At 63.9% G+C, this 23445-nt stretch carries 22 protein-coding genes; 14 read left to right on the top strand and 8 right to left on the bottom strand.

Translation table 11 applies throughout. The features are described from left to right. Positions 1 to 79: 79 nt before the first annotated feature. From proB to BGO80_RS09520, 10 genes are all read left to right on the top strand, one after another. A complete protein-coding gene (proB, locus tag BGO80_RS09475; protein WP_126151424.1) occupies positions 80 to 1213 on the top strand; it encodes a glutamate 5-kinase in 1134 nt (377 codons plus the stop codon). Then, on the top strand, positions 1210 to 2490 hold the full coding sequence (locus BGO80_RS09480; protein ID WP_126151423.1) for a glutamate-5-semialdehyde dehydrogenase: 1281 nt from the start codon (positions 1210 to 1212) through the stop codon (positions 2488 to 2490). The genes proB and BGO80_RS09480 overlap by 4 nt, the downstream gene beginning before the upstream one ends. A gap of 166 nt (positions 2491 to 2656) precedes the next feature. Beyond that, positions 2657 to 3295 carry a nicotinate-nucleotide adenylyltransferase gene (locus tag BGO80_RS09485; protein WP_126151422.1) on the top strand — a complete coding sequence of 213 codons (639 nt, stop codon included), beginning with the start codon at positions 2657 to 2659 and terminating at the stop codon, positions 3293 to 3295. A 247-nt stretch (positions 3296 to 3542) separates the two neighbouring features. Then, complete coding sequence (rsfS, locus tag BGO80_RS09490; RefSeq protein WP_126151689.1) at positions 3543 to 3869, top strand: ribosome silencing factor; 327 nt, start codon at positions 3543 to 3545, stop codon at positions 3867 to 3869. Between the two features lie 15 nt (positions 3870 to 3884). Beyond that, a complete protein-coding gene (gene rlmH, locus BGO80_RS09495) occupies positions 3885 to 4367 on the top strand; it encodes a 23S rRNA (pseudouridine(1915)-N(3))-methyltransferase RlmH (RefSeq protein ID WP_126151421.1) in 483 nt (160 codons plus the stop codon). A gap of 96 nt (positions 4368 to 4463) precedes the next feature. Further along, the gene (locus BGO80_RS09500; RefSeq protein WP_286721112.1) at positions 4464 to 5888 is read left to right on the top strand and encodes a murein hydrolase activator EnvC family protein; all 1425 of its coding nucleotides are present in this window, start codon (positions 4464 to 4466) and stop codon (positions 5886 to 5888) included. Between the two features lie 7 nt (positions 5889 to 5895). Next, the gene (locus BGO80_RS09505) at positions 5896 to 7314 is read left to right on the top strand and encodes a S41 family peptidase (protein WP_223214244.1); all 1419 of its coding nucleotides are present in this window, start codon (positions 5896 to 5898) and stop codon (positions 7312 to 7314) included. A 145-nt stretch (positions 7315 to 7459) separates the two neighbouring features. Further along, positions 7460 to 8590, top strand: a complete 1131-nt coding sequence (locus tag BGO80_RS09510) for a divergent polysaccharide deacetylase family protein (RefSeq protein WP_286721114.1) — start codon at positions 7460 to 7462, stop codon at positions 8588 to 8590. Positions 8591 to 8601: 11 nt separating this feature from the next. Continuing rightward, positions 8602 to 9138, top strand: a complete 537-nt coding sequence (locus BGO80_RS09515; protein ID WP_206437864.1) for an RNA pyrophosphohydrolase — start codon at positions 8602 to 8604, stop codon at positions 9136 to 9138. 7 nt (positions 9139 to 9145) lie between these two features. Next, positions 9146 to 9835, top strand: coding sequence for an aspartate/glutamate racemase family protein (locus BGO80_RS09520; RefSeq protein WP_286721116.1), 690 nt, complete (start codon positions 9146 to 9148; stop codon positions 9833 to 9835). Between the two features lie 8 nt (positions 9836 to 9843). On the opposite strand, the gene BGO80_RS09525 is transcribed toward BGO80_RS09520, so the two are convergent. From BGO80_RS09525 to BGO80_RS09550, 6 genes are all read right to left on the bottom strand, one after another. After that, a complete protein-coding gene (locus tag BGO80_RS09525) occupies positions 9844 to 12000 on the bottom strand; it encodes a methyl-accepting chemotaxis protein (protein WP_286721117.1) in 2157 nt (718 codons plus the stop codon). Between the two features lie 213 nt (positions 12001 to 12213). Further along, complete coding sequence (locus tag BGO80_RS09530; RefSeq protein WP_126151415.1) at positions 12214 to 12639, bottom strand: F0F1 ATP synthase subunit epsilon; 426 nt, start codon at positions 12637 to 12639, stop codon at positions 12214 to 12216. Between the two features lie 85 nt (positions 12640 to 12724). Next, entirely contained in the window at positions 12725 to 14164 is a 1440-nt protein-coding gene (gene atpD, locus BGO80_RS09535; RefSeq protein WP_126151414.1) for a F0F1 ATP synthase subunit beta, read from the bottom strand. A 21-nt stretch (positions 14165 to 14185) separates the two neighbouring features. Further along, positions 14186 to 15073, bottom strand: coding sequence for a F0F1 ATP synthase subunit gamma (locus BGO80_RS09540; protein ID WP_126151413.1), 888 nt, complete (start codon positions 15071 to 15073; stop codon positions 14186 to 14188). A gap of 22 nt (positions 15074 to 15095) precedes the next feature. Next, positions 15096 to 16631 carry a F0F1 ATP synthase subunit alpha gene (atpA, locus tag BGO80_RS09545; RefSeq protein ID WP_286721119.1) on the bottom strand — a complete coding sequence of 512 codons (1536 nt, stop codon included), beginning with the start codon at positions 16629 to 16631 and terminating at the stop codon, positions 15096 to 15098. Further along, positions 16632 to 17192, bottom strand: coding sequence for a F0F1 ATP synthase subunit delta (locus BGO80_RS09550; RefSeq protein ID WP_286721121.1), 561 nt, complete (start codon positions 17190 to 17192; stop codon positions 16632 to 16634). A 356-nt stretch (positions 17193 to 17548) separates the two neighbouring features. Between BGO80_RS09550 and BGO80_RS09555 the strand changes: the two genes are divergently transcribed. Then, positions 17549 to 17803, top strand: a complete 255-nt coding sequence (locus BGO80_RS09555) for a type II toxin-antitoxin system ParD family antitoxin (RefSeq protein WP_286721122.1) — start codon at positions 17549 to 17551, stop codon at positions 17801 to 17803. Then, positions 17790 to 18077 carry a type II toxin-antitoxin system RelE/ParE family toxin gene (locus tag BGO80_RS09560; protein WP_286721124.1) on the top strand — a complete coding sequence of 96 codons (288 nt, stop codon included), beginning with the start codon at positions 17790 to 17792 and terminating at the stop codon, positions 18075 to 18077. The genes BGO80_RS09555 and BGO80_RS09560 overlap by 14 nt, the downstream gene beginning before the upstream one ends. A 4-nt stretch (positions 18078 to 18081) precedes the next feature. On the opposite strand, the gene BGO80_RS09565 is transcribed toward BGO80_RS09560, so the two are convergent. Continuing rightward, a complete protein-coding gene (locus tag BGO80_RS09565; protein ID WP_286721126.1) occupies positions 18082 to 20250 on the bottom strand; it encodes a primosomal protein N' in 2169 nt (722 codons plus the stop codon). 92 nt (positions 20251 to 20342) lie between these two features. Next, positions 20343 to 21350 (bottom strand): omptin family outer membrane protease, encoded by a 1008-nt coding sequence (locus BGO80_RS09570; RefSeq protein WP_286721127.1) that lies wholly within the window; start codon positions 21348 to 21350, stop codon positions 20343 to 20345. 76 nt (positions 21351 to 21426) lie between these two features. Between BGO80_RS09570 and BGO80_RS09575 the strand changes: the two genes are divergently transcribed. Both BGO80_RS09575 and BGO80_RS09580 read left to right on the top strand, forming a co-directional pair. Next, on the top strand, positions 21427 to 22356 hold the full coding sequence (locus BGO80_RS09575) for a tyrosine recombinase XerC (RefSeq protein ID WP_126151687.1): 930 nt from the start codon (positions 21427 to 21429) through the stop codon (positions 22354 to 22356). 70 nt (positions 22357 to 22426) lie between these two features. After that, a complete protein-coding gene (locus BGO80_RS09580) occupies positions 22427 to 23383 on the top strand; it encodes a DMT family transporter (protein ID WP_286721130.1) in 957 nt (318 codons plus the stop codon). Positions 23384 to 23445: the final 62 nt, after the last annotated feature.

A 23445-nucleotide genomic window follows, 5' to 3' on the forward strand; every position in this document is an offset into this window, starting at 1 on the left:
ACGCGCACAAGGCCCCCCCTCCCCCTTCTTCAGGGGGAGGCTGGGTGGGGGTTTCTGGATTGCCTTTGGAAACCATCCGATGAACCCCCTCGCCCCCTATCGCCGTATCACCATCAAGATCGGCTCGGCTCTGCTCGTCGACAAGGCCGGCAAGCTGCGCGCAGCCTGGTTGGCCGATCTGGCCGAGGACATTGCCGCGCTCAAGTCCGAGGGCCGGGAGATCGTCATCGTCTCCTCCGGCGCCATTGCCCTGGGCCGGGGCCTGCTCGGCCTCTCCGCCGTCACCCTCACGCTCGAGCAGAGCCAGGCCGCTGCCAGCGCCGGACAGATCGCTCTATCCCAAGCCTGGGCCGAGGCATTGGGCCGGCACCAGATCGTCACCGGGCAGATCCTCATCACCCCCAATATCACCGAGGAACGTCGCTACTTCCTCAATGCGCGCACCACCATCCAGACGCTGCTGGGTCTGGGCGCCATTCCCATCATCAACGAGAATGACAGCGTCGCCACCGCCGAAATCCGCTATGGCGACAATGACCGCCTCTCGGCCCGCGTCGCCACCATGATCGAGGCCGATCTTCTGGTGCTTCTCTCCGATATCGACGGGCTCTATACAGCCCCGCCGGCCAAGGACCCCGCCGCCGCCCACATTCCGGTGGTCGAGCGCATCACCCCGGCCATCGAGGCCATGGCCGGCGGCGCCGCCAGCCATCTCTCGCGCGGTGGCATGACCACCAAGGTCGAGGCCGGCAAGATCGCCACCCTGGCCGGCACCGCCATGATCATCGCCAAGGGCACTGAAACCCATCCGCTCAAGCGCCTGGGCGAAGGTGGCTTACACACGCTCTTCCAGGCCGCCACCTCCCGCGCCCAGTCGCGAAAACGCTGGATCATGGGCACGCTGGCCGTCTCGGGCACCGTCCAGGTCGATGCCGGCGCGGCCGGTGCGCTTAAGAATGGCCGCTCGCTGCTGCCCGTGGGCGTCACCCGGATCACCGGGGAGTTCGAACGCGGCGACACCATTGCCGTGATCGGCCCGGATGGTATCGAAATCGCCCGCGGCCTCTCCGGGCTCGACAGCGACGATGCGCGCCTGGTCATGGGCAAGAAGAGCCACGCCATTGTCGAATTGCTGGGCGCTGGCAACCGCGCCGAAATGGTGCATCGCGACAATATGGTCCTGACAGGCAGTAAAGAGGAGCTAGCGTCATGAGCGCCGTCCAAGCCACCCCGAGCCTTGCCGAGATCATGGGCGAGATCGGCCGAAATGCCCGCATCGGCGCCAGCGCCCTCAAGATCGCAACCTCAGAGCAGAAGCGCACTGCCCTGCTCACCGCCGCTGGCGCCATCAACGCCCATCGCAAAAAAATCCTTGCCGCCAACGAGCTCGACATGGCCGCCGCGCGCGAAAAGGGCATTTCCGGCGCCTTTCTCGATCGCCTGCTGCTCACCGACGCGCGTATCGACGGCATTATCGAGGCCGTAAAGACCATTGCCGAGCTGCCCGATCCGGTGGGCACGGTCATCGCCGAATGGGATCGGCCCAATGGCCTCCATATCGAGCGCGTCCGCACCCCCCTCGGCGTCATCGGCGTCATCTTCGAAAGCCGCCCCAATGTTACGGCAGATGCCGGGGCGCTCTGCATCAAGTCGGGCAATGCCGTCATCCTGCGCGGCGGCTCGGATTCTTTTCATTCCTCCCGCGCTTTGGTCGATTGCCTGCTCGACGGGCTGCATCTGGCCGGCCTGCCGGTCGAATGCGTCCAGCTCGTGCCCACCACCGACCGCGAAGCGGTGGGGGAAATGCTCAAGGGCCTGGGCGGCAATATCGACGTGATCGTGCCGCGTGGCGGCAAGTCCTTGGTGGCGCGTGTCCAATCCGAAGCGCGCGTGCCGGTCTTTGCCCATCTCGAGGGCCTGGTGCATGTCTATATCGACCGCTCGGCCGATCTCGACAAGGCCGTCGCCGTCACCCTCAACGCCAAGATGCGCCGCACCGGCATTTGCGGCGCCGCCGAAACCCTGCTGGTCCACAAGGACGTGGTCAAAACCCATTTGAAGCCGATCATCACTGCGCTCGTGGCAAAGGGCTGCGAAATCCGCGGCGATGCGCAGGTCATGTCATTGATCCCCGAAGCGCTGGAAGCCACCGAGGAGGATTGGAAAACCGAATATGAGGACGCCATCATCTCGGTGAAGGTGGTCGACAGCATCGAGCAAGCCATCGCCCATATCGAGCATTATTCCAGCCATCACACCGAAGCGATCATCGCGGAGGACCTGGAAGCCGTCGAAAAATTCTTCAACGAAGTCGACAGCGCCATTCTCGTCCACAACGCCTCCACCCAGTTCGCCGATGGCGGCGAATTCGGTTTTGGCGGCGAAATCGGCATCGCCACCGGCAAGATGCATGCGCGCGGCCCGGTTGGCGTCGAACAGCTCACCAGCTTCAAATACCGCCTGCGCGGCAATGGGCAGTTGAGGCCTTGAACTTGGTTTCTGTTCTGCTGGGCCCCCACCCAACCTCCCCCGGAAGACGGGGGAGGGGCCCATCCAGTACGCCACTCTCTCAGCGCCCCTCCTCTTCTCCTCCCCCTCCTTCAGGGGGAGGCCGGGTGGGGGTGTTCATGGCTAGCTCTTCGAAGCAGCGCCACCCATGACCCTGCGCCCGCCCCTCCGCATTCCCGGCATCACCACGCTGCCCCCCTCGGCATCGGGCATGCGCATCGGCCTTTTCGGCGGCTCGTTCAATCCCATCCATGACGGCCATATCCTGGTCATGGAGGAAACCATGCGCCGGCTGGAGCTCGATGCGCTCTGGGTGCTGGTCACCCCCGGCAATCCGCTCAAGAACAATGCGAAACTGCCATCGCTCACCGAGCGGGTGACGGCGGCCCGCGCCCGCATTGGCCATCCGCGCATCCGCGTCACCGGCTTCGAGGCCGAGAAGGGCTTCGTCTATACCTGGCAGACCATTGCCTTCCTGACCCGGACGATGCCCGACCGGCGCTTTGTCTGGATCATGGGCGCCGACAGTCTCGCCGATTTCCATCGCTGGGAACGCTGGCGCGATATCGCGGCCATGGTGCCCATTGCCGTCTATGCGCGACCGGGATCGGGCCGGCGGGCCCTGGCCTCCCGCGCTGCCAGCGTGCTCGACCATGCCCAGCTCGACGAGAGCGCCGGTCCCCTCCTGCCCTATGCGCAGCCGCCCGCCTGGATCTATCTGCAGGGGCGTCAATCCGCGCTGTCCTCGACCGCCATTCGGGCCCAAAAGGGGCTGACTACGGCGTGATCGCGCCATGACCTTGCAAAAATCCCCATAAACGCGCATATTTGGCCGGAGTGATCACTGTCACCGGAACAGGAACTGACGGCTTGCCGTTTTTCACGACGCCGCAACATTCCGATCAACAACCAAGGATGCTTATCTCTCGCATGACCCATGCACGCGCATGGGCGGAAGGCCGTTTCTGATGGCCGCGCTGCCCGAAAACACACTTTCCGCTTCGCCGACCCCGGCTGCCACCGCTTCGAAGTCCATGATCGACGTCATTCTCGATACGCTCGAGGATGCCAAGGCCGAGGAAACCGTTGCCGTCGATATCACTGGCAAGTCCTCGCTGGCCGACCATATGGTGGTGACCTCGGGTCGCTCGCACCGGCACGTCGCCGCTGTCGCCGACCAGCTGATCTCGGCCCTGCGCGACCATGGTCACGGCAAGCCGCGGGTCGAAGGCTTGCCCCATGCCGACTGGGTCCTGGTTGATGCCGGCGATGTCATCGTCCACATCTTCCGCCCGGAAGTGCGCGAGTTCTATAGCCTCGAAAAGATGTGGCAGGCCGATTTCGCCGCCGACCAGCACTGAGCCGGACCGCACTGGATGCGCATTGCCATTGCGGCCGTGGGCCGGATGAAGAACGGGCCGGAGCGCGAGCTCGTGGCCCGTTATCTTGAGCGGGCCAGCGGCACCGGCAAGCCCCTGGCGCTGACCGGCTTTGACGTCTTCGAGATGAGCGAAAGCCGCGCCGGTTCCGCCGCGTCCCGAAAAGCCGAGGAAGCCAAGGCCATTCGCGCCGCCCTGCCGGACGGTCTCCTCGTCACTCTCGACGAACGCGGCAAATCCATCACCTCGGACGCCTTTGCCACCCAGCTCGGTCGCTGGCGCGATGATGGCCGCGCCGCTATCGGCTTTGTGATCGGGGGCGCCGACGGCATCGACCCCGACCTGGTGCGTCAGGCCGATCTCAGCATCAGCTTTTCCCCCATGGTCTGGCCGCACCAATTGGTGCGCATCATGCTGGCCGAGCAGCTTTATCGTGCCACCACCATTCTGTCGGGCCACCCCTATCACCGGGGCGACTGAGCCCCACATGGTTAAGCAATGTTAACCAGCGGTTTGCCAGCCGCTTGCTATGGTGCGCGGGACTGATTCGGGCGATTGCCCAGGCAAGGAGATGCCATGCGGCCAGGGCCGGGCAGCACAGTGAAAGCGGTTCTGACCGGGCTGGCCCTTGCCGGACTGGTGGCGCTGCCGCTTTCCGCGCAAACCCAGACCGTCGCGCCCGATCCCGCCGTCTCCACTCCAGCCGAAACGCCAGCGCCCGACGCCGCTGCGCCAATAGACACCGAGGCCACCCCGGCAGCGTCTGAGCCTGGCGCCGCGCCGGAGGTCACAATTCCGGCCACCGATACCGCCACCACCAGCGCCGCCGACCTCGAAACCGTGGAATCCTCGCTGAGCCTCAGCCGCGAGCGCATCGACGCGCTCAAGGCCGAAATCGCCGAGATGGAGGGCGACCGCACCCAGCAGAACGCCGCCCTGATTGCCGCGGCGCAACGCGTCAAACTGGCCGAAATCGAAGTGGCCAATGTCGAGGAGCGCCTCTCCGACCTCATCGTGCGCGAACTCGAAGTGCGCGGCCGACTCGATGGCGCCGATGCCGAAATCGCCAATGTGCTCGCTGCCCTGCAGCGCATTTCACTCAATCCTCCGCCGGCGCTGATCGTCGATCCCAGCGATGCCCTGGGTTCGGCACGCGGCGCCATGCTGATCGCTGCCATCGTCCCGCAATTGCGAAGCCGCGCCGATAGCGTGGCCGCCGATCTCAAGACCCTGACGGGAATCAAGGAAGAGGCGCTGGCCGAAGAAGCCACGCTCAAGGCCAACCACGCCGTGCTCGAGGAAGAGCAATTGCGCATCGCCACCCTGATCGCGGCGCGCAAGCAGGGCATTACCCAGCGCAGCACCGAGCTCGAAGCCGAGGAGGCCGAAGCCCTGGCGCTGGCCGAGCGCGCCAGTTCCTTGCGTGAACTGGTTGGGGCCCTGAGCGAGCGCGCCGCCAACAGCGCCGCCGGCACCCCGCAGAACCAGCAGCCCGACGCCCCAATGCTGTCGCCCGAGGCGATCCAGCTGGCTTTTGCCAATGCGGCGCGCACCGAGCCGGCCGTGCCCTTCCCCATGGCCCGCGGCTATCTCGCCCGCCCCGCCAATGGTGAAGTGGCCGTCGCCTTCGGCAGCAATGACAGTCGCGGCGGCATCGCCCAAGGGCAATCCATCCTGACGCGCAACGACGCCCAGGTCCTGGCCCCGGCCGATGGCTGGGTGCTCTATACCGGCCCTTACCTCAATTATGGCCAGATCATCATTCTCAATACCGGCAGCGGCTACACCGCCTTGCTGGCCGGGCTTGATTCGATCAGCGTCTCGATCGGGCAATTCGTGCAGATGGGCGAACCCGTGGGTGCCATGGGATCACGCACAATTGGACGGACGGTCACCACCAATGCTGGAAACGCCCAGCCGACCCTTTATATTGAACTGCGACAGAACAACGAGCCTTTCGACCCCGAGGGGTGGTGGGCCAGACAAGAACAGACGGGATAGATAATTCATGCGCTTCCCCCTTATCGGCGCCGGCGCCCTTGCCGTTGCCCTGCTGGTGCCCGCCACCATGCTCATCGCGCAGGACCAGGCCCCGGCTCCCGCAGCCCCGGCTGCCCCGGCCGAGGAAGCCCCGCAGGTCCCGCTCGATCCCAATGCCGAGCAGCCTGAGCCGACCCCCGAGGAAAAGGCCGCCGCCGAGCCGCGCGATCCCTTGCAGGTCTATGCCGACCTCAATCTCTTCGGCGAAATCTTCGACCGCATCCGCAATGAATATGTCGATCCCCCCGATGAGGAGGAGCTGATCCGCGCCGCCATCAGCGGCATGCTGCGCTCGCTCGATCCGCATTCGGACTATTTGCCGCCCGTCGACTATGACGAGACCCGCCAGGACATGTCCGGGCAGTTCGGGGGCCTTGGCATCGAAGTCACCCAGGAAAACGGCATCGTCAAGGTGGTGTCGCCCATCGACGAGACCCCGGCCGCCCGCGCCGGCATTCTCGCCAATGACCTGATCGTGGCACTGGATGGCGTCTCCATCGAAAATCTCTCGCTCGACGAGGCCGTCGACAAGATGCGTGGGCCGATCGGCACCACCATCAAGGTCACGGTGATCCGCGAGGGCGTCAACGAACCCCTCGACTTCGAATTGACCCGCGCCACCATCTCGATGCGCGTCACCCGCTGGTCGATGGAAGGCGACGTCGCCGTCATCCGCCTGGCCCGCTTCACCGAGCAGGCCTTTGTCGGGCTCGAGCGCTCCATCGAGGACATCTACAAGGAGCGCAATGGTACCCCGCCCAAGGGCATCATTCTGGATCTGCGCAACAATCCTGGTGGCCTGGTCGACCAGTCGGTCTATGTCGCCGACGCCTTCCTCAACAAGGGCTCGGTGGTGCTGACGCGCGGCCGCTCCGAGAACGAAAGCGCCCGCTACGACGCCCAGCCCGATCCGCTCGATGCCAAGCTGGCCGATGTGCCGCTGGTGGTGCTGATCAATGGCGGCTCCGCCTCGGCCTCCGAGATCGTCGCCGGTGCCCTGCAGGACCACAAGCGCGCCACCGTGGTGGGCACGCGCTCCTTCGGCAAGGGGTCGGTGCAGTCGATCATCTCGCTGGGTCCCGATGGCGCCATGCGCCTGACCACGGCCCGCTACTACACCCCGAGCAACCGCTCCATCCAGGCTTTGGGCATCACGCCCGATATCGAGATCAAGCAGACCGTGCCCGAAGAGTTCAAGGGCCGTGACGAGATCATCGGCGAAGCCGGGCTGGCCGGCCACATCACCGTGGATGGCCAGGAAGAGACCACGGTCGGCTCCTCGGTCTATGTGCCGGTGGACAAGGCCGAGGACAACCAGCTGCAATATGCCATTCGCCTGATCGATGGCGAAGAGACCAACCCGGCCTATCCGCCCAAGGCGGACTGACATCCGAACCGGTCTGCCGGTGCCAACACGATCACTTCACCGATTCAGCGAAACGGTGAAGTGATCTAGACTAGGGGAAGCGCGGGACCCTGATTCTCCCGCGCTTCCGGCCTTTCCCTCTCAGAAGAGCGAACCCGACCCCGCCATGGCCAACGATCTCAGCACACCATTGACCGGCCGCAAGCGCCGTGGCGACGGTGGCCGGGGCCGTCTGCACCTGCCGCTGGGGCGCATTCTCTTCGGCATCATCGCCGTGATCGTGCTGGGCCTGGTGCTGCGCGTGGTCATGGTCGAAGATCCCAATGGCGGCCGCCCCTCCCAGGAAGTGGCCATTACCTCCACCCGCGATGGCAATGCCATCGCCAATGCCGTGGCCAGCGGGCCGGTGACCATTACCGCCGATCCCGGGCAATTCCCCGCCGGCGCCGCGATCACCGAGATGACGGCCGGCCACGATGCGCCCGCCGACATGGGGCCGCTGCCGGTGCGCGACACCACTGGCGCTCTGCCCGATCTCAGCGAAGAAACTGCCAATGGCGCCATCCCACGCATTTCCGGCACTGGCACGCGCCCCTTCGAGGCCTATCGCAATGCCGCGCCTGTGGTCAGCGGCCCCAAGGTGGCGATCATCGTCACCGGCCTTGGCATCAACGAACAGGGCTCGCTCGACGCTATCGGTCAGTTGCCGCCCGATGTGACACTGGCCTTTGCCCCCTATGGACGGCAATTGCAGAACACGGTTTCGGCCGCGCGCTCCTCCGGCCACGAGGTAATGCTGGAGATCCCGCTCGAGCCCTTCGACTACCCACAGAACGATCCCGGCCCCCATACCATCCTCACCGGCGAAGCCCCGCGCGCCAATCTCGAAAAGCTGTTCTGGCTGATGGCGCGATTTGGCGGTTATTTCGGCGTCATCAACAATATGGGCGCACGCTTCACCGCCTCGGGCACCGACTTCTCGCCGATCATGGAAGAGTTGGGCGCCCGTGGTATCGGCTATATCGATGACGGCTCCTCAAACCGCTCGGTGGCCCAGCAATTGTCCAGCACCAACAAGGTGCCCTTTGCCAAGGCCAGCCTGATCATCGACGCCAACCCCTCGCGCCAGGCCATTCTCGCAGCGCTTGCCAGCCTTGAAAACCAGGCCATGGAAAGCGGCGGAGCCATCGGTATTGTGAGCGCCCTGCCCATATCGGTGCAGGCAGTGACCGAGTGGTCGCAAGACCTTCAAGCGCGCGGGATAACCTTGGTGCCCGCCAGCGCCCTGATGAAATGAAAAGACCTGCTATGACGACCCGCCCTGACCGTGACGCCCTGCCCTATCGTGACTGCGTGGGGGTGGCCGTCTTCAATGCCGAGGGCAATGTTCTGATCGGGCGGCGCAAGGCCGATCCCAATTCCGAGGACCGCAGTGAAGTCGCCGCGCCATGGCAGATGCCGCAGGGCGGCATCGACAAGGGCGAAGACCCGCTGCGCGCCGCTTTGCGCGAGCTGCACGAGGAAACCAATATCGTCTCGGTCAGCCTCCTGGCCGAGGCACCGGAATGGATCCATTACGACCTGCCCGACGAGGCCCTGGGCATTGCCCTCAAGGGACGCTATCGCGGCCAGCGCCAGCGCTGGTTTGCCTTCGCCTTTACCGGCAAGCCCAGCGAGATCGATGTCGAGACCCCAGGTGGCGGCAAGTTTCCAGCCGAGTTCGACGCCTGGCGCTGGGAAAAGCTGAGCCGCACCCCCAGCCTGATCGTGCCGTTCAAGAAGCCCGCCTATGAAAAGGTGGTCGAGGCCTTTGCCGATATCCCGCAGCGCTTCACCCATGTCTGAGGCCAGCATGAAGACCATCGGCCTGATCGGCGGCATGAGCTGGGAATCCACCGCCCATTACTACCGGGTGCTGAACCAGGAGACGGCGCGTCGTCTCGGCGGTCTGCATTCGGCGCCGCTCATCGTCCATTCGGTCGACTTCGCCGGGATCGCCGCCATGCAATCGGCCGGCGCCTGGGACGAAGCCGGACTGACGCTCAATGGCGTGGCGCGCGGTCTGGTCGCCGCCGGTGCCGACATCATCGGCCTGGCCACCAACACCATGCATGTGGTGGCCGACGCCATTCAGGACGGCATTGCCCGCCCCTTCGTCCACATCGCCGACCCCACCGCCGAGGCGCTGCTCGCCGACGGTTTCGATACGGTGGGCCTGCTGGGCACGCGCTTCACCATGGAAATGGACTTTTACAAGGACCGGCTGCTGGCGCGTGGCCTCACCCCGTTGATCCCCGAGGTGGAACGCACCAATCTCAACGGCATCATCTATGACGAGCTGTGCAAGGGCATCGTGCGCGAGCAGTCGCGCCGCATCTACCAGACCGCCATCCACCGGCTCGCCGCGCGCGGTGCCCAAGCCGTCATCCTGGGCTGCACCGAAATCGGCATGCTGATCGACGACAGCACCTCGTCACTGCCCACCTACGACACCACCGATCTGCACGCCAAGGCCCTGGTTGACGCGGCCCTCGCCGGCTGAGCGACCGCTCAAGCCGCCGCGCGCTGCTTCGGCATCTGTTTGTCCTCATCGAGCCGGAACACGTCGACAATCCGGTCCAGGGCCTGGGTCTGGCCTTCGGTCTGCGCAATGACCGAATTGGTCTCTTCCACCAATGAAGCATTGTGCTGCGTCATCTGATCGAGCGTGCGCACGGCCATGTTGACCTCTTCGATCGCCGAAGCCTGCTCACGGCTGGCCTGGGTGATGGCCCGCACCAATGCGCTATTCTCTTGCGCCGCCTCCAGAACCGCACGAAGTCTGTCACCGGCCTCGACCACAAGCTGTGCCCCGCCCTTCACTTCCGTGCCGCTCTGTTCAACAAGCGCCTTGACCTCATTGGACGCCTGCGCGGCGCTCTGCGCCAGCCGCCTCACCTCCACCGCGACGACGGCAAAACCCTTCCCGGCGTCACCCGCCCGTGCCGCCTCGACCGAAGCGTTGAGCGCCAACAGATTGGTCTGGAAAGCGATGTCGTCGATCAACCCGATGACGTTGGAGATCTTCTGCGAAGAGGCGGTGATACGCGCCATGGCCCCGGTCGCCTCCTCCATCACCGCGCCGCTCTCCTGGGCGACGGCAGAGACGGTCTCGGCCTTGCGCGCTGCCTCTTCGGCCATGCCGGCATTGCTGGTCACCGTCGCCGCCAGCTCTTCCATGGCTGCCGATGTCTGCTCGATGGTGGCCGCCTGCCGCGTCGTGCGTTCCGACAGATCATTGGCGCCGCTCAGCAGCTCGCCGCTGGCCGTCCGCAGCGAGCGCGTCGTCATGCGCAGCTGCCCCACCACATCGGCAAAGCGCTCCACTGTGCCATTCAGCGCCATGCGCAGGTCTTCGAACTCGGCAGGAAAAGGCGTGTCGATCGTATGGGTCAGGTCGCCCGAGGCCAGCGTCTTCAGCCCTTGGCCAATGGCGGCGACGGACTGCTTGCGCGCTGTCACGTCCGTGGCGAACTGCACGACCTTATAGGGCCGTCCTTCGGCATCGGAGATCGGGGTAAAAGTGCTCTGGATCCACACTTCGCGCCCATCGCGCGTCTGCCTGCGGTACTCGCCACTCTTGAACGTGCCCTCCGCCAACTCGGTCCAGAACTGAATATAGCTGACACTTTTAGGATCGGCGTTGAACAGGAAGAGCGCATTGGGCTGGCCGACAACGTCTGCAGCTCCATAGCCCAGCAACCGCAGGAAATTTTCATTGGCACTGATGACAGTGCCATCGAGGTGAAACTCGGCCACGATCTGGCTCCGACCAATGGCCTGCAATTGCCCCGTATGATCGGCTGCCTCGGCAAGATGATGCCGCGCCCGCTCGTCGAGCGCGGCTTTTTCCAGCGCATTGGTACGAAAAATCTCGACGGATCGCGCCATGGCGCCGACTTCGTTGCGCACATGGAGATAGGGCACTTCACAATCGAGTTCGCCGCCGGCTATGGCGTCCATCGCCTTAGCCAATTGGGGAATGGGTCTGATCAACCCGCGGGCCACCATGAGCGCGACGAGTGCAATCAAAACCAGGGCCAGCAGGGCCGTTGCCCCCAGCACCAGCATGGATTGTCCGAGCACCGCCTCCAGCGGCGCGCGGTCAACGGCGATAAGCAGGGCCCCAATCACTTTGCCATCGGCCGTGGCAATAGGCTGGTACCGCATCAGGTAGCGCTTGGCCTCGATCTGGTCGGCCACCTGCACCGCGCTGCCGGCCATAAGGGTGTCGAACAAAGCACTGCCGGCAGGGATGGCCCGATCCACTGCCCGCTCTCCGCTCGACAGGACCAGGCTGGTGCTGCCGACGAGAAAGTCCGGACTGACCTCAGGGTCGAACACATAGATGGCAGCGCCCTGTCCCGCGACACGCGAGACCGTGTCGATAACGTCGTGCGTGCGGAAACGCGGCATGCGTTGCGCAGAAAGACCTGTGACCTCGCCGTGCTCGTCGAGCACAACGTCCAGGCTGGGCAGATTGACCTGGAGGATTTGCGCTGCAACCCGCGTGGATGTCATGACCGCGGCGTCAGTATCCCGCTGCACCGTGCCACTGAGGCTGAGATACAGCCCCCCGATAACAGCCAGCATGGCGGTCGCCAAGGCCCCGATAGTCATGGCCGGAATGGCGAAGGTCAGACGCAGATTGCTCAGAAACGTGCCCATCGTAATGTCCCCATTTGCCGGCCCTCCAGCCGGACACCACCCGCTCCCTGGGCTCAGAGACTGGGGCCTAAATGTTAACTCGACGTTGCATCACGGAAAATTTCTAATCATATCAATGACTTGCCTAAACACTGGGCAAGGCGCTCAAATTAAAAGCAAAAAGGCCGCCTCCAGAGGAAGCGGCCTTACAGTATGGTCGACAGATCAAATGCCTTAATGGACGTGGGCGCCGTTGATCTGCTGGGCTTCGATGGCGAGGTTGAGCAGGCCCGAAACGACTTCCTGGGCATAGGACTTGTCCTCGGGCGAAGCGGCGCGGGCCAGTTCTTCCTCGGCGGCCTTGATCTGCGTCTGCAGATCGCCATGGTCGAAATGCGCGAAGGGAATGGAACGCTCGGCCAGGATGGTCAGCCCGGACGGCGACACATCGGCAAAGCCACCCTTGACGAAATAGATGTCGGCATGGCCGGCATCCTTGGTCACGGTGATGAAGCCGGGACGCAGCGTGGTCATGAACGGCGCATGGTCGTTCATCACCGTGAAATAGCCTTCCGTGCCCGGGACGGTGACCGACACGACGGTCTCCGACAGCACCAGGCGCTCGGGCGAAACGATCTCGATCTTGAGGCCTTCAGCCATATTTTTGGTCCCTTAGCGGAGAGAGCCCGAAAGCTCGAGCTTAGGCGCAGGGCCCGCCGCTGGCGGCGAGCCCGGATTGGATAGCTTAGGCAGCCTGGGCGGCCAGCTTCTGGGCCTTGGCAACGGCGTCTTCGATGGTGCCGACCATGTAGAAGGCGGCTTCCGGCAGGTGATCGTAGTCACCATTCACCAGGCCCTTGAACCCCTTGATGGTGTCTTCGAGCTGCACAAACACGCCCGGCGAACCGGTGAACACTTCGGCCACGTCGAAGGGCTGGCTCATGAAGCGCTCGATCTTGCGGGCGCGGGCCACGGTCAGCTTGTCTTCTTCGGAGAGCTCGTCCATGCCCAGGATGGCGATGATGTCCTGCAGAGCCTTGTACTTCTGCAGGATCGCCTGAACCTGACGGGCGGTCTCGTAGTGCTCGACGCCGACAACGTTGGCGTCGAGAATACGCGAGTTGGAAGCCAGCGGATCCACGGCCGGGTAGATACCCTTTTCCGAGATGGCGCGGTTGAGCACGGTCGTCGCGTCAAGGTGAGCGAAGGTCGTGGCCGGGGCCGGGTCGGTCAAGTCGTCGGCGGGCACGTAAACGGCCTGCACCGAGGTGATCGAGCCCTTGGTGGTGGTGGTGATGCGTTCCTGCATCGCGCCCATGTCGGTCGACAGCGTCGGCTGGTAACCCACGGCGGAGGGGATGCGGCCCAGCAGAGCCGACATTTCGGCGCCGGCCTGGGTGAAGCGGAAGATGTTGTCCACGAAGAACAGCACGTCCTGGCCCTTGTCGCGGAAATTCTCGGCGACGGTCAGGCCCGTCAGCGCCACGCGGGCACGGGCACCGGGGGGCTCGTTCATCTGGCCGAACACCAGGGCGCACTTGGAGCCGGCGGCGGAGCCACCATGTTCCTTGGGGTCCTTGTTCACGCCCGATTCGATCATTTCGTGATAGAGATCGTTGCCTTCGCGGGTGCGTTCACCCACGCCGGCGAACACCGAATAACCACCATGGGCCTTGGCGACGTTGTTGATCAGTTCCTGGATCAGCACGGTCTTGCCCACGCCGGCGCCGCCGAACAGGCCGATCTTGCCGCCACGAGCATAGGGAGCGATCAGGTCCACGACCTTGATGCCGGTGACCAGCACCTGGCTTTCCGGGGACTGCTCGACGAATTCGGGCGCATCCTGGTGGATTTCGCGACGGGCAGCGGCCGGGATCGGGCCGGCTTCGTCGATGGGCTCGCCGATCACGTTCATGATGCGGCCCAGGGTTTCGTCACCGACGGGCACCGAGATCGAAGCGCCGGTATCGGACACTTCGGTGCCGCGAACCAGACCTTCGGTCGTGTCCATGGCAATGGTGCGCACGGCGTTTTCGCCCAGGTGCTGCGCCACTTCCAGGACCAGACGCTGGCCATTATTGGTGGTTTCAAGCGCGTTCAGGATGGCGGGCAGGTGATCGTCGAACACCACGTCAACGACGGCGCCAATGACCTGCGAAACGCGACCGGCCTTCTTCTCTGCCATTTGTTCGTCCTCGCTGATGGGTTAGAGCGCTTCCGCGCCCGAGATGATTTCGATGAGTTCTTTGGTGATCTGGGCCTGACGCTGGCGGTTATAGCTCAGCTGCAGCTTTCCGATCATTTCGCCGGCATTGCGGGTCGCATTGTCCATGGCGGACATCTGCGCACCGTAGAACGAGGCAGAGTTTTCGAGCAGGGCGCGAAGAATCTGCACGCTGATATTGCGCGGCAACAGGTCTTCGACGATCGCTTCTTCGTTCGGCTCGTATTCATAGGGCACGGCGGGAGCGGCGGCATTGCCTTCGCCCTCGATGCGCTCGAGCTTGGCCGGAATGATCTGCTGTGCCGTCGGCACCTGGCTGATCACGCTGCCGAACTTGGCGAAGAACAGGGTGGCCACGTCGAATTCGCCGGCGGCGAACATGGCGAGCACCTTGTTGGCGACCAGCTCGGCCTGGGTGAACCCGACCTGCTTGATCTCGCGGAAATTGAAGGTATCGACGATCAGTTCCGGATATTGCCGGCGCAGAATGTCATGACCCTTGCGGCCAACGGTCAGAATCTTGACCGTCTTGCCTTCGCGGATCAGCTTGGCAGCGTGATCGCGTGCCAGGCGGGCGATGGAGGAGTTGAAACCGCCGGCCAGGCCGCGCTCGCCGGTGGCAACCACCAGCAGATGCACCTGATCCTTGCCCGTACCGCCAAGCAGCACGGGGGCGTTTTCCTGCCCATCATAGACGGCGCCAAGCGCGGCCAGCACCTTGCCCATGCGCTCGGCATAGGGACGCGCGGCCTCGGCAGCTTCCTGGGCGCGACGGAGCTTGGCCGCCGCGACCATCTGCATGGCCTTGGTGATCTTCTGGGTCGATTTGACCGAGTCGATCCGGTTTTTGAGGTCCTTTAGCGACGGCATTGCCTGTCGTCTCCTTCAGGGCTTAAACCGCGTAGGTCTTCTTGATCTCATCCAGAGCCGACTTCAGCTTGGCGCGGGTATCGTCGCTCAGAGCCTTTTCGGCGGCGATGGTCTTGAGGATGTCGGCATATTTCGAGCGCATGTTCGACAGAACGTGCTTTTCGAAGTCCTGCACCTTGGTGACCGGAATGCTGTCGAGATAGCCCTGGCCGCCGGCAAAGATCACCGCAACCTGTTCTTCCGTCTTGAGCGGGGAGAACTGCGGCTGCTTGAGCAGCTCGGTGAGGCGTGCGCCGCGGTTGAGGAGGCGCTGGGTGGCGGCGTCTAGGTCCGAACCGAACTGGGCGAAAGCGGCCATTTCGCGGTACTGCGACAGCTCACCCTTGAGCGAGCCAGCAACCTGCTTCATCGCCTTGATCTGGGCCGAACCACCCACGCGGGACACCGAAAGACCGACGTTCACGGCCGGGCGGATACCCTGGAAGAACAGGTTGGTCTCGAGGAAGATCTGGCCGTCGGTGATCGAGATCACGTTGGTCGGAATATAGGCCGACACGTCGTTGGCCTGCGTCTCGATGACGGGCAGCGCAGTCAGCGAACCCAGACCGTGGTCTTCGTTCATCTTGGCGGCGCGTTCGAGCAGACGGGAGTGCAGGTAGAACACGTCGCCCGGATAGGCTTCGCGGCCCGGCGGACGGCGCAGCAACAGCGACATCTGGCGGTAGGCAACGGCCTGCTTGGTCAGATCGTCATAGGCGATCACGGCATGCTTGCCATTGTCGCGGAACCACTCGCCAATGGCGCAGCCGGTGAACGGCGCGATATACTGCAGCGGTGCCGGATCGGAGGCGGTTGCCGCGATCACGATCGAGTAGGGCAGGGCGCCCGATTCTTCGAGCTGACGCACGAACTGGGCGACGGTGGAGCGCTTCTGACCTACGGCGACGTAGATGCAGTAGAGCTTGTCGGTGTCCGAGGCGTTGGCATCGTGTGCCGGGCGCTGGTTGAGGAAGGTGTCAAGAATGATGGCGGTCTTGCCGGTCTGGCGGTCACCAATGACCAGCTCGCGCTGGCCGCGGCCGATCGGGATCAGCGCATCGATGGCCTTGAGGCCGGTGGACATGGGCTCGTGCACGGACTTGCGCGGCAGGATGCCGGGAGCCTTGACGTCGACGCGGCGGCGTTCGGTATGCTCGATCGGGCCCTTGCCGTCGATCGGATTGCCGAGACCGTCGACCACGCGGCCGAGGAGGCCCGGACCCACGGGGGTGTCCACGATGGCGCCAGTACGCTTGACGACGTCGCCTTCCTTGATCGAACGGTCATTGCCGAAAATCACGACGCCGACATTGTCGGTTTCGAGGTTCAGCGCCATGCCCTTAATGCCACCCGGGAACTCGACGAGCTCACCGGCCTGCACCTTGTCGAGGCCGTAGACGCGGGCGATACCGTCGCCAACGCTCAAAACCTGGCCGACTTCGGAAACCTGGGCTTCCTGGCCGAAATTCTTGATCTGGTCCTTGAGGATCGCAGAGATTTCCGCGGCTTTGATGTCCATTTATCCGACCTCTTTCATGGCGATTTTCATCGCAGCGAGTTTTGTCTTGAGCGAAGAATCGATCATCTGCGATCCGACCTTCACCTGAAGGCCACCGATCAGCGAGGGATCGACGAATTGGTTGAGTGTGATGGTCTTGCCCAGCTTGGCCTTGAGCGTCTCGGCAAGGGCCGAAGCTTGTTCCGAGGTCAGGGGGGCAGCCGACGTCACCTCGGCAGTCATTTCGCCACGGGCGGCAGCGGCCAGCTCGCGGAAACCGATAATGATCTGATCGAGCGCGAACAGGCGCCCGTTCCGCGCCACGAGGCGCAGGAAGTTGGCGACCAGCGGATTGACCTTGGCCTTGCCGATAATGGCATCGAGGGCCGCAGCCTTGACGTCGCTGGTGATCACCGGCGAGCGGAGATAACGCGCGAAATCATCGCTTTCGCCGATCAGGCGGGAAATATCGGAAAGCCCGGTTTCCACCTGGGCCAGCTGGTTCTCGCTCTCTGCGAGATCAAACAGCGCCGACGCATATGGCCGCGCGATCTGGGTAAGCACTGAATTCTGCGCTGCCAATGCCGCTTCACCCTCTTTCTGGCCTGCCCTGTTGTCAGCTTCGCTATTGGAAGCCCCGGGCGGGTTATGAACGCTTGGACGTGCTCGGAAACGGGGTTCGAGCCGGACCCCTCTAAAGTCGCGCTCGCTCTAACATAAGCCCGGCGCGCCACGCAAGGCTTGGAAACGCGATTCAATTGTGGCGAAAGTGTCGCAGGCTTCGAGGCGTCCCGCAGGGAGAAAGGCTCCAATAGACCGATTTGAGCCGAAAAGGCCATGAGGGCTATGCCGGAGTGGCGGGGTCGACCGGCAGATATCGCAACTTGCTTTGCCAAAATACCAAGTTTTGGTATTTTTCTCTATCCGGAGGCAATGTCATGGCTCGCAATACATCCGTTTCTCTAAGCGATCACTTCGCCGAATTCGTCGACGATCAGGTCGAAACCGGACGCTACGGCTCCGCCAGCGACGTGATCCGCGCTGGGTTGCGCCTACTCGAGGAGCACGAAGCCAAGGTCAAAGCGCTGCATGACGCCATCAGGGCCGGAGAAGAATCGGGGCCGGCAACGCCATTTGACCGCGATGCGTTTCTCGCTGAACTACAAAGCCGTCATGCCCATGAGGGCTATTGACCTCAAGCCTTTGGCAAGAGAGGACTGGCGCGGCATCTGGGACCATGGAATAGAGAATTGGTCGGCAACGACGGCGAAAAGCTATTACAACCGGATTGCAAATCGTCTGGAAGACCTTGCAGTCGGCCAGCTCATTGGTCTTCCCGCCTATAACTATCCGGGCGTCCTGACGAGTCTGATCGGGTCTCATGCCATCTACTTCCGCATCGAGCCAAAGACCTTGACCGTCTTGCGAATTCTTCACCAAGGCATGGATGTCGGCAAAAACCTCTAACCACTCACATAAAACTCATCGGATCGATGTCGATCTGCACCTTGATGTCGCCCTTGGGCCGTTCACCGCTTGCCAGCCAGAAGCGGACGTAACCGGAAAGATCAAAGTCCTTGCCCGACTGGGCGAGGAGCCGCACCCGATGGCGGCCGCGAATCATTGAAACAGGCGCATCGGCCGGCCCGAACAGCCGCACCCCCTCGGCCATCGGCGCCGCCGACAGCAGCGTGCGCGCATAGGCCATGGCGCCCGCCTGCTCATTGGCCGAGATGATCAGCGCCGCCAGCCGTCCAAAGGGCGGCATCCCACCCGCCTCGCGCGCCAGCAATTCCTGCGCATAAAAAGCCTCGCGATCGCCCGACACCATCGCCTTCATCACCGGATGATCGGGATGATAGGTCTGCAAGAACGCCTTGCCGTGCCGGCTCGCCCGTCCGGCCCGCCCCGCCACCTGCGTCAGGATCTGAAAGGTCTTTTCGGCAGCGCGCGGATCGCCATGGGCGAGGCCGAGATCGGCGTCGAGCACCCCCACCACCGAAAGCTTTTCGAAATGGTGCCCCTTGCTGACCAGCTGCGTGCCGATGATCAGATCATATTCGCCCCGCTCCACCTCGGCGAAGCGCTCGCGCAATTGCCCATGGCTGCCCATGTCGGTGGAGAGCAACACGCGCCGGGCATCGGGAAAGCGCGCCGCCGCTTCCTCGGCAATGCGCTCGATGCCCGGGCCCACGGCCACCAGGCTATCGGCCTCGCCACAGGCGCTGCAGCTCTTGGGCGTGCGCATTTCGTAGCCGCAATGATGGCACATGAGCACGCCGCGAAACCGGTGTTCCACCATCCAGGCCGAGCAATTCGGGCATTGATATTGATGGCCACACGAGCGGCACAGGGTCAGCGGCGCATAGCCGCGCCGGTTGAGGAATAACAGCGCCTGCTCGCCCCGATCGAGCGCTGCAAACACTTCCCGCGCCAGGGTCGGGGCAATCCATTCACCCTTTTCCGGTCCATCCACCCGCATGTCGATGGCGGTGACATCGGGCATGGCAGCAGCCGCAAAACGGCTTTCGAGCCGCACATGGGCATAGCGCGCCTGATTGGCATTGTTGCGTGATTCCACCGAGGGCGTGGCCGAGGACAGGACCACCCGGGCCCGCGCGAGATTGGCGCGGACGATGGCCATGTCGCGCGCGTGATAGGTAAAGCCGTCCGATTGCTTATAGGCGCCGTCATGCTCCTCATCGAGCACCATAAGGCCCAGTTCACGGAAGGGCAGGAACAGCGCCGAGCGCGCCCCCACCACCGCCCTCACCGTGCCGTCCAGCACGCCGCGCCACACCTTGGCGCGCTGTGCCGGGGTCATGTCGGAATGCCATTCGGCGGGCCTGGTGTCGAAGCGGCGGGTAAAGCGGTCGATGAAGGTATTGGTAAGCGCGATCTCAGGCAGCAGAATCAGCGCCTGACGGCCGGCACGCAATGTGTCGGCCACTGCCTCGAAAAACACCTCGGTCTTGCCGCCCCCGGTCACTCCGTCGAGCAGCGCCACCCCGAACTGCTGGGGGTCGAGCGCCCTGATCTGGTCCAGCGCCGCCTGCTGTTCGGCATTGAGCACCGATGGATTGCCATCGGGATCAGGCGGCAAAACCACGGGCGGCGGCGCCATTTCGAGCTTTTCCAGCGCCCCGACCCGTTCCAGCCCCTCGATCACCGAAGGCGACACTCCGCTGGCCCCGATCAGCGCCGGCTTGGGCCAGGTCATGTCATCCATCAGGCAATCCAGCACCCGCAGCCGCGCCGGCGTCAGCTTTTCCGGCTCATGCCCGGTGCGGCGATAGGCGATGACAGGCTTTGGTGCATCCAGGGCTTCGGGCGAGCGCAACACGCCGCGCAGCACCTGACCCGGCGCCGCCAAAGTGTAGCGCGCTACCCACTCGACCAAAGCCAGCAACTCCCCTGACAGGGGCGGAACGTCATAGGCGTGGGCGATGTCGCGCAGGCGGTTATGAGCGATATTATCCTTGGGCGGACCCCAGACCACACCCAGCACCAGGCGCGGCCCCAGCGGCACGGCGACGATGGAGCCACGCTCCACCACCATGCCGGCAGGCACGCGATAGCTATAGGGGCCTTCGACGGCCACGCCGACCATGACGGCGACGATGTCGGGGTGATCCAGCATTTGTGCCCGTTCTGTTCGCGTCAGAACATAGGAGCATCAGCTGATTCTGCAAGAACAAGCCGGCCGAAATCGGCCGCGCTGTCCCACATGCTTCAGAAATTACCGCGCAGGCTCGCGGTGAGTTCGACACTGCGGAAATCGCCCCCCGCGCCGCCCCCGGTGGCGCTCACCAGCGTGCTGGTCGAGCCGATGAACATCTGGCTGTCGCCGCGTTGGCGGAAAATCTGGCTATAGCGTGCGCCCAGCACCACTTCGGCCATAGGGCCGATGGCATAGCCCACATCCGCGCCCGCCGTCAGTGTCGGGGATACATAGAGCTGGTCAACGAATTTGAGGTCACGCAGCCAGTGATTGTCGGTTCCCAGCGCATTGACCGTCAGGCCGCCACGCAACAGGCCACCGATGCGGATATTGCCATAATGCTGCTCGCCTTCAACGCCGGCGAACACTTCTGGAAGCTGCTGGCGATAGGTGATGCCGCGGCCAGGGGGCATGTCCCCGATCAGGTCGCGAAAGCCGCCTGGGGAGGAATAGACATAGGAGCCGCCATGGGCGGTCCATTGCACATCGGTGAATTTGAACCCGCTCTGCAGCCGCACCAGCGCCTGGTCGCTGCGCGAAAGATCATAGCCGATGCTGGCGGCGCCGGTCCAGAAATGGTCGAGATTGGTGCTGGGATGCTGGGAGCGGTCTGTCCAACTGCCGAAATTGTCGCTCGGCCCCGTCCAGTCATAATCCTCCATATAGGAGACGCCGTAACCGGCGACGCTGCCTTCGAGCCCGACGCTGAACCCGCCACCAAGATCGGCCGACAGATTGCCGCGCAGCACCGGCGCGCGGCTCTGCCAGATCAGCTGGCTCAGCGTTTTGTCGCCGTTATAGACGAGCTCATTGGCTTCAATGAAGGCCGCCCCGATTCCGGCCTGCACCCGCACGCTGTCGCTATCGGAGACGGCGTGCCGATAATCCTCGGTGCCGAAGCCGCCGCGAAAGGCGATCGGATCGCCCTTGCCGGGTTGATAGACCAGGCTCTGGTCCGCCGCCAGCGCGGGGGTGGCCAGGGCAGTGGCAGTCGAAAGGGCGAAAAAGATGGAGCGCACGGGAAATCTCCTTGTGCGACCAGTTGACCATGCCCAGGTTAAGACAGGGTTTACCATGTCCGTTGACACTTCAGTCATGACCGACGCCGCCTTTGCCACCGATGATTTCGTGCGTGCCCAGCTTGCCGGATGGCAGACCGAGCTCGGCGCCGTCCGGCGCCTGGCGCCCAAGACGCTCGAAGCCTATGGCCGCGACCTCACCCAGTTCATGTCCTTCCTCGCCGATCACATGGGTGGACCGGTGACGCTGAAATCGTTGCGCGAGCTGCGCGGCGCCGATATCCGCGCCTTCATGGCCCAGCGCCGCAGCGAAAGCCTCGGCTCGCGCTCGCTGGCGCGGGTGCTGTCGGCGCTCAAGAGCTTTTTTGCCTATCTCGAACGGCAGGGCGTGGTGTCGGTGGAGGCGCTCAATGTCATCCGTACGCCCAAAATCGGCCGCTCTCTGCCCAAGGCGCTGACCGTTCTCGAGGCCCGCGCCACCATCGATACAGCGGGCGAAATGGAAGAGCGCCCCTGGGTGGGCGCGCGCGACATGGCGGTGATCGCGCTCTGCTATGGCTGCGGGCTGCGCATTTCCGAAGCCCTGGCGCTGACCGGCGCCGATCTCGAGGCCGATGTTCTGCGCGTCACCGGCAAGGGCGGCAAGATGCGCATGGTACCCCTGATCGCGCCGGTGCGGCGAGCCATCGATCTCTATCGCGAGCTCAGCCCCTTCAAGCTCTGGCCCGAAGAGCCGTTGTTCCGCGGCGTGCGCGGCGGCGTGCTGTCGCCCCGGCTCATCCAGCTGCGCATGGAGCAATTGCGCTCGGTATTGGGCCTGCCGCCCTCCGCCACGCCGCATGCCCTGCGCCATTCCTTTGCCACCCATTTGCTCGGCAAGGGCGGCGATCTGCGCTCCATCCAGGAGCTATTGGGCCATGCCAGCCTCTCCACCACCCAGATCTACACCGCCGTCGATACCGACCGGCTCCTCGAAAGCTACGCAAAAGCCCATCCGCGCGGATAACCGCGCCAATTGGACGGAAAGGCCCCGACGGGGGCTTTGACGCTGCCGCCGCCAAGCCTATGCATGGGTCATGACCAGCCCCTCAACACCCAGTCCCGCGCCGCAAGCGGCTTCGATCGACATGCTCGGCTATGGCTTTGCCCTGACCGGCGCGGCGCTGTTCTCGACCAAGGGCATTTTCATCAAGCTGGCCTTCGCTGAGGGCGCCTCGACCGAAATCGTCCTGGCGCTGCGCATGCTGGTGGCGCTCCCTGTCTATCTGGTGATTCTGCTTGTGCTGCTCCGCCGCAATCCGCAGACCCGCGCCCTGCTCACCCCGCGCCGCCTGCTGGCTTCCATGGCGGTGGGGAGTCTCGGCTATTATCTTTCGAGCTATCTCGATTTTGCCGGCCTGGCCTTCGTCTCCGCCCAATATGAGCGGCTGGTGCTCTTCACCTATCCGTTCTTCGTGCTGCTGTTCGGGGTCTGGTTCTTCTCCGACCGCATGAACTGGCGGCTGATGCCGGCCATGCTGGTCACCTATGGCGGGCTTTTGGTCATCTTTGCCTGGAACCTCACCATGCGCCCCGACGGCCTGTTCATCGGCACCGCGCTGGTCTTGGGCTCGGCCCTCACCTTCGCCTTTTACCAGCACCTGGCGCGCCGGCAGATGCTGATCATCGGCTCTGGGCTTTTTACCTGTATCGGCATGTCCACCGCCGCCGTGCTCGCCATCGGGCAAAGCCTTCTTGCCGACGGTCCCGCCGCCTATGGCGAACTCTCGAATCATGTCTGGTTCTATGGCCTGATGCTGGGCATTTTCGGCACGGTGCTGCCCTCGTTCCTGCTCAATACCGGCGTTGCCCGCATCGGCGCCCGCGCCACCTCCTCCACCGCCTCGCTCGGCCCGGTGGTCACCATCGTATTGGCCGTGTTCATTCTGGGCGAGGAGTTCACCTGGATCCACGCCATCGGCACCGCCCTCGTGCTGTTCGGCTCATCCTGGTTCGCCCGCCAGGAAAGCCGCGCCGCCCGCGCCGGCAAATAATTCTTCCTCACGACGATGTGTGCCTGCCGCAAAGCCGCTATATTGTCGCTTCTATAGTGCTG

This window comes from Devosia sp. 63-57 (assembly GCF_001899045.1).
Lineage (GTDB): Bacteria > Pseudomonadota > Alphaproteobacteria > Rhizobiales > Devosiaceae > Devosia > Devosia equisanguinis.

What these genes read in the sequence shown, in the direction of transcription:
- proB (WP_126151424.1), top strand. Translation starts at nt 80, where the DNA reads ATGAACCCCCTCGCCCCCTATCGCCGTATCACCATCAAGATCGGCTCG.
- BGO80_RS09480 (WP_126151423.1), top strand. Translation starts at nt 1,210, where the DNA reads ATGAGCGCCGTCCAAGCCACCCCGAGCCTTGCCGAGATCATGGGCGAG.
- BGO80_RS09485 (WP_126151422.1), top strand. Translation starts at nt 2,657, where the DNA reads ATGACCCTGCGCCCGCCCCTCCGCATTCCCGGCATCACCACGCTGCCC.
- rsfS (WP_126151689.1), top strand. Translation starts at nt 3,543, where the DNA reads ATGATCGACGTCATTCTCGATACGCTCGAGGATGCCAAGGCCGAGGAA.
- rlmH (WP_126151421.1), top strand. Translation starts at nt 3,885, where the DNA reads ATGCGCATTGCCATTGCGGCCGTGGGCCGGATGAAGAACGGGCCGGAG.
- BGO80_RS09500 (WP_286721112.1), top strand. Translation starts at nt 4,464, where the DNA reads ATGCGGCCAGGGCCGGGCAGCACAGTGAAAGCGGTTCTGACCGGGCTG.
- BGO80_RS09505 (WP_223214244.1), top strand. Translation starts at nt 5,896, where the DNA reads ATGCGCTTCCCCCTTATCGGCGCCGGCGCCCTTGCCGTTGCCCTGCTG.
- BGO80_RS09510 (WP_286721114.1), top strand. Translation starts at nt 7,460, where the DNA reads ATGGCCAACGATCTCAGCACACCATTGACCGGCCGCAAGCGCCGTGGC.
- BGO80_RS09515 (WP_206437864.1), top strand. Translation starts at nt 8,602, where the DNA reads ATGACGACCCGCCCTGACCGTGACGCCCTGCCCTATCGTGACTGCGTG.
- BGO80_RS09520 (WP_286721116.1), top strand. Translation starts at nt 9,146, where the DNA reads ATGAAGACCATCGGCCTGATCGGCGGCATGAGCTGGGAATCCACCGCC.
- BGO80_RS09525 (WP_286721117.1), bottom strand. Translation starts at nt 12,000, where the DNA reads ATGGGCACGTTTCTGAGCAATCTGCGTCTGACCTTCGCCATTCCGGCC.
- BGO80_RS09530 (WP_126151415.1), bottom strand. Translation starts at nt 12,639, where the DNA reads ATGGCTGAAGGCCTCAAGATCGAGATCGTTTCGCCCGAGCGCCTGGTG.
- atpD (WP_126151414.1), bottom strand. Translation starts at nt 14,164, where the DNA reads ATGGCAGAGAAGAAGGCCGGTCGCGTTTCGCAGGTCATTGGCGCCGTC.
- BGO80_RS09540 (WP_126151413.1), bottom strand. Translation starts at nt 15,073, where the DNA reads ATGCCGTCGCTAAAGGACCTCAAAAACCGGATCGACTCGGTCAAATCG.
- atpA (WP_286721119.1), bottom strand. Translation starts at nt 16,631, where the DNA reads ATGGACATCAAAGCCGCGGAAATCTCTGCGATCCTCAAGGACCAGATC.
- BGO80_RS09555 (WP_286721122.1), top strand. Translation starts at nt 17,549, where the DNA reads ATGGCTCGCAATACATCCGTTTCTCTAAGCGATCACTTCGCCGAATTC.
- BGO80_RS09560 (WP_286721124.1), top strand. Translation starts at nt 17,790, where the DNA reads ATGAGGGCTATTGACCTCAAGCCTTTGGCAAGAGAGGACTGGCGCGGC.
- BGO80_RS09565 (WP_286721126.1), bottom strand. Translation starts at nt 20,250, where the DNA reads ATGCTGGATCACCCCGACATCGTCGCCGTCATGGTCGGCGTGGCCGTC.
- BGO80_RS09575 (WP_126151687.1), top strand. Translation starts at nt 21,427, where the DNA reads ATGACCGACGCCGCCTTTGCCACCGATGATTTCGTGCGTGCCCAGCTT.
- BGO80_RS09580 (WP_286721130.1), top strand. Translation starts at nt 22,427, where the DNA reads ATGACCAGCCCCTCAACACCCAGTCCCGCGCCGCAAGCGGCTTCGATC.